Source organism: Shigella sp. FC1544, assembly GCF_001722145.1.
GTDB classification, from domain to species: domain Bacteria; phylum Pseudomonadota; class Gammaproteobacteria; order Enterobacterales; family Enterobacteriaceae; genus Escherichia; species Escherichia coli.
Genome location: NZ_MECT01000514.1, coordinates 1 through 272, shown reverse-complemented (window position 1 = coordinate 272; position 272 = coordinate 1). Strand labels below are relative to the sequence as shown.

The following is a 272-nucleotide window of genomic DNA, read 5'->3' as shown; positions in this document are numbered from 1 at the left end:
CAGAAGCAGAAAAAGCTTATTATGCTTCCATCGGAAACGATGATCTGGCAGCCTGAGTTCACAGATAAAACACTCTCCAGGAAACCCGGGGCGGTTCACAGAGAACCCGCTGCATAAGTTTGTGGTGAGCCGTGATTACCAGTACCCCAGCCTGAGCGGAAGTACCCCTGATAGCTGGGTAATGACTCCAACTTACTGATAGTGTTTTATGTTCAGATAATGCCCGATGACCTTGTCATGCAGCTCCACCGATTTTGAGAACGACAGTGACT

The 272-nt window shown here is 48.5% G+C and carries 1 protein-coding gene; it reads right to left on the bottom strand.

The window, feature by feature from the left end; translation table 11 throughout:
- Positions 1-192 precede the first annotated feature (192 nt).
- A partial coding sequence (locus BGK49_RS19205) for an IS1 family transposase (RefSeq protein WP_001401901.1) occupies positions 193-272 on the bottom strand: 80 nt, incomplete at its 5' end.